This window comes from Imhoffiella purpurea, assembly GCF_000585215.1.
Lineage (GTDB): Bacteria > Pseudomonadota > Gammaproteobacteria > Chromatiales > Chromatiaceae > Imhoffiella > Imhoffiella purpurea.
This window is the reverse complement of sequence record NZ_AONC01000060.1, coordinates 1-3109: the sequence shown is the minus strand read 5'-3', so window position 1 is coordinate 3109 and position 3109 is coordinate 1. Positions and strand designations below refer to the sequence as shown.

At 63.3% G+C, this 3109-nt stretch carries 1 protein-coding gene; it reads left to right on the top strand.

Annotated features, from left to right (window positions below):
• Window positions 1-356 precede the first annotated feature (356 nt).
• On the top strand, window positions 357-3109 hold a 2753-nt coding region (locus D779_RS21285; protein ID WP_052348222.1), incomplete at its 3' end, for an ATP-binding protein.

Below are 3109 nucleotides of genomic sequence, written 5' to 3'. Positions count from 1 at the left end.
CTTCTTGAGAAACGTCGAAAGACCCCGCGAACCTGAGGGGATCGATCAGAGAAGTCGCTCATGATCACGATCTGTGACCTTCAAAGCCCTGGACCCGGTGACCAACTGGAAACAGCCGGCTCGTAGGTTGGGCCGAGGTTACGAGGCCCAACGGGACACCGCATGTTGGGCCTCCTCACGTCGGCCCAACCTACCGCCTGTTTCATGTTTCGGGGTGGCCGCCCGCCATGTGCGTTAGCCGGCTGGCATGAATCCGAAAAATCGAACTAAGCTGAAGTCACCTCAAGGCTTGGTCGAGGGATCCTCTGGGTGATCATTCGGCGCACACAGAACGCTGGTATGGAATAGGCGTCATCATGTTCGGCTTCGCCCGTGTTTCGACCATTGCGATTCTGCTGATCTGCTGGATGTCGCTTTCCGGGTTCACGAGCGCTCTGGGCTCGGAGGCTGTGTCGGACGCCAACCGCCCGAATTCCGCTCGGCTCCTCGACGAGCAGGACAGGCCCACGCGGCACGTATTGCTCCTCCTCTCCTACGATCCGACCTTCCCGACCTCGGACAAGATCGTCCGTGCCGTGCGCGAAGCATTGGGCGCGGCCGGTATTCGCGTGAAGGTCGAGTATCTCGACAGCAAGGTTCGCTGGGAACCCGACATCCAGGCGCGCTATTCCGAACTCTTGTCCCTGAAGCTGAGCCGAGAGACCTACGATCTGGTGATCACGGCCGACGACAACGCCCTGCAGCTGATGCTGGATCGGCGCGTTCGGGGGCTGGAGCAGGTTCCGGTGGTCTTCCTGGGGGTCAACGATCGGGCCCGGGCGCGGCAGGCACAGTTGGATGGGCGGATGACCGGGATCTACGAATCGCCCTCGTTCGCGGACACCCTGGCATTGATCCCTCGACTCTTTCCCTCGACGCGCGATCTCGTGGTGATCGTCGACGCCACGTCGAGCGGGCAGGGCGATCTTGCGGCGCTCCAAGATCTGATCGGCGGGATGCCGAAACGCATGAGGCTACGAACTCTGTCGCTGGAGGATCTCACCTGGGAGCAATTGGGCAGGCGTCTGGAGACGCTCGAGGATACGTCCGTGGTCTTGCTGCTGTCGGCCTACAAGGACATCGAGGGGCGGGGCAAGACCTTCGAGGAGTCACTGAGACTGATCCGCTCGCACTCGCCACGGCCGATCTTCCATCTCTGGGAGCACGGCCTCGGGCAGGGCATCCTGGGCGGTATCTGCGTCAGTCATTCGCATCAGGCGAGTCAGGCCGCCACCCTGGCCGTCGAGATCCTCGCCGGCGCGGCTCCGAGCGCGCTGCCGGTGATCTGGGAAGGCAGCAACCTGGCGATCTTCGATGTGCGCGAACTCCAGCGGTTCGGGATCCCCGAGGGCGTCCTGCCCAAGGGCTCGCACGTGCTCTATCGGCCGGATACCCTGATGTCGCGCTACGGCAATCTGTTGATCGGTGCCGGTCTCACCTTTTTGTTCTTGGTCGCTGTGATCCTGGCCCTGCTGTCACTGAACCATTCGCGCAAGCGAGCCCTGGAGTCTCTCGCCGAGAATCAGCGGCGTTTCGCGCAGGCCAGCCGGTTCGCGCGTTTTGCCGTGTGGGAGATCGATGCCAACAGCCAAGGGATGATCGCCGATGCCTCGCTACATGAACTTCTCGGGTATGACCAGGATGATGGGATTGGAGAGCTGGATGACTGTCTCCGGCGCGTTCCGGAGGCTCACCAGGCAAGGATGCGGGCAGTCTTCGACGACCTCCTCTCAGGAGAGACCACCGCAGCGCGGTTCCTGGTGCCGATCCGGATCGCAGGCGGCGACGAAAGACTCTTGGAGACCCAGGTGGTCGTGCACGACAGGCCCGATGACGGCCGGCGCTGTCTGACCGGAATCAGCCGCGACGTGACGGAGCACGAGAAGATGCAGGCCGCGCTGCGCGACAGCGAAAAGCGCCTCCGGGCCTTGATGACGGCCAGTTCGGACCTGCTCTACCGCATGAGTCCCGATTGGGGCGAGATCCATCAGATCCAGACTCGGGCGCCCATGTCCGACACGGATGCCGGCCGTACTTGGCTCGATACCTATGTTCATCCGGATGACCAGGAGTTCGTGCTCGGGTCCATTCATCTCGCCATCCGCGACAAGTGTCTTTTCGATCTGGAGCATCGGTTTCTGAGCTCGGACGGTTCCCTGGGCTGGGTCTGGTCGCGGGCCGTGCCGGTACTCGATGAAGGCGGTGAAATCCTCGAATGGTTCGGCGCGGCGAAGAACATCACCGAACGCAAGCGGCTGGAAGCCGAGCTGCTGGAGCACAAAGAGAATCTGGAACGGCTCGTCGACGAACGCACGCGCGAACTGAGCCGGGCGAAGGAGGCGGCGGAGGTGGCCAACATTGCCAAGAGCGCCTTCATCGGCAACATGTCCCACGAGATCCGAACCCCGATGAACGCCATCCTCGGGTTCAGCTATCTGCTCAGCCGCGAGGGCGTGACGGACATGCAAAGACAGTGGCTCGACAAGATGGACGCGGCCGCCCGCCACCTGCTCGGGCTCCTCAACGACATCCTGGACCTCTCGAAGATCGAGGCCGGCAAGTTTCAGTTGACCCTCGGCGACTTCTCCCCGAGCGCGCTGCTCGATGAGGTCCGCTCGCTGGTTCTCCCGGCGGCGGAAGCCAAGGGGCTCGGCGTCGCCCTGGAGATCGAGGCGAGCGCGCCCTGGCTGCGCGGGGACGTATCTCGGCTGCGTCAGGCCCTGCTCAATTTCGCCGGCAATGCCGTCAAATTCACCGACCACGGCGGGGTCATTCTGAGAGCCCGTATCCTCGAAGAGACCGATCGGGATTGCATGATCCGCTTCGAGGTCCAGGACACGGGTATGGGGATCGATGCCGAGGTCTTGCCGAGACTGTTCGATGCCTTCGAGCAGGCGGATGCCTCGACCAGTCGCATGCACGGCGGCACGGGGCTGGGATTGGCGATCAGTCAGCGGCTGGCACGCTTGATGGGCGGCGAGGTGGGAGGCGAATCGGCTCCGGGGGAAGGCAGTCTCTTCTGGCTTCAGGTGCGGCTCGCCCATGGCCGGGAGGCAGCTCCACCCGCCGA